At 58.1% G+C, this 1,504-nt stretch carries 2 protein-coding genes; both read right to left on the reverse strand.

From position 1 onward, the window contains the following. Positions 1 to 103: 103 nt before the first annotated feature. Entirely contained in the window at positions 104 to 1,330 is a 1,227-nt protein-coding gene (locus M0974_RS01045) for a cytochrome c (RefSeq protein WP_297831508.1), read from the reverse strand. Further along, positions 1,327 to 1,504, reverse strand: a 178-nt coding sequence (locus M0974_RS01050; protein WP_297831511.1) for a GMC oxidoreductase, incomplete at its 5' end; no start/stop codon positions are given. The genes M0974_RS01050 and M0974_RS01045, both read right to left, overlap by 4 nt.

Below are 1,504 nucleotides of genomic sequence, written 5' to 3' on the forward strand. Positions count from 1 at the left end.
CTTCGCGAACAAGTTCGCTCACACCGGGATTTGGGCCGATCTGAAGACAGGCAAAAAAATACCCGGTCCTCATCACAAGGCCGGGCATTTTTGTCAGGGCTGTTTACTTCGGCTGTAACTGTTCGCGCAGGGCCTTCACGTCAGCGCTGGAAACCGCTGGCGCCGCATTGCCCCAACTGTTGCGCACGTAAGTGAGGACGCTGGCAACGTTGTCGTCGGTCAGCGTACCGCCCAGCGATGGCATGGCCGGTGCGGTAGGTGCCGCATCAGTGGCCCCGGCACGGCTACCCGTCAAAACCACGCGGATCAGCGACGATGCGTCGTCGTTGTTAACCAACGGCGCCATGGCCAGTTTCGGGAACAGGTTCTCTGCGCCTTCACCGTTGCCCACGTGGCACGCCGAGCAACGATCAGCATAGATCGCCTTACCCGCCACCATCGCTGCATCAGTAGCAGCCAGGGCTTTCGGTGGGTTAGTCGGTTTCGCGCCATCCTTGAGGAACACCGCCACGGCCATCAGATCGTCATCCTTCCAGTGCTGCGAAGAGTGATCGACTTCTTCAGCCATAGGCCCGGAGGCGATGTCGAAGCGGTTAGCACCGGTTTTCAGGTACTTGACGATGTCATCTTCAGTCCAGCTGCCGATACCACTGTGGCTGTCAGCTGTGATGTTTGGCGCGACCCAACCCTGCAAGTTGCTGCCAGTCAGGAATTGATCGTTTTTGTCACCACCGATAAGGTTTTTCGGCGTGTGGCAGGTGCCACAGTGACCCAAGCCTTCGACCAGATAGGCACCCCGGTTCCATTGCTCGGACTTCTTCGGATCAGCCTTGAACTCGCCTTGTTCAAAGTTGATCAGGTTCCACCCAATCAAGCTGGTACGTACGTTGAAAGGGAATGGCAGCTGATTGGTTTCGACCGGATTGCTCACCGCATCAAGCGTCTGCAAGTAAGCCCAGATGGCCTGATTGTCCCGAACCGTGACCTTGGTGTAGGCAGTGAACGGCATGGCACCGTACAAACGCTTACCGTCCAGACCATGCCCTTTGGACATGGCGTTCTGGAAGTCGTCAAAACTCCAGCGCCCGATGCCGCTGACCGGGTCCGGGGTAATGTTGGCACCTAGCAGCTTGCCGAACGGCGTATCAAGGACCACGCCACCGGAAAACGCCGGCTTGCCGGGCAAGGTGTGGCAGGCGGCGCAGTCGCCAAGAGTGGTCAGGTAGCGACCTTTCTCCACCAGGTTGTAAGAGTCAGCGCCGGAGGCACCGTGTGCGACGTTCAGTGCAAGACCGAGAACGCCAACGCACATCGAAAGAAGAGTCTTCATACGCTGAGCATCTCCCCAGGGCGTTTCAGGTAACGGGTGCGAATTGCATCTGCCGCCTTGAACGCCAGTGCAGCAACGGTACCGGTTGGGTTATAGCCAGGGTTCTGCGGGAAGGCTGAAGAGCCGACCACGAACAGGTTCGGCACGTTCCACACTTGCAAGTACTTATTGACC

Origin of the sequence: Pseudomonas sp. (genome assembly GCF_026224925.1) — a bacterium.
Classification (GTDB): domain Bacteria; phylum Pseudomonadota; class Gammaproteobacteria; order Pseudomonadales; family Pseudomonadaceae; genus Aquipseudomonas.

Excerpts from the sequence above, each read along its gene's own strand:
- M0974_RS01045 (WP_297831508.1), bottom strand. The coding sequence starts at position 1,330 with ATGAAGACTCTTCTTTCGATGTGCGTTGGCGTTCTCGGTCTTGCACTG.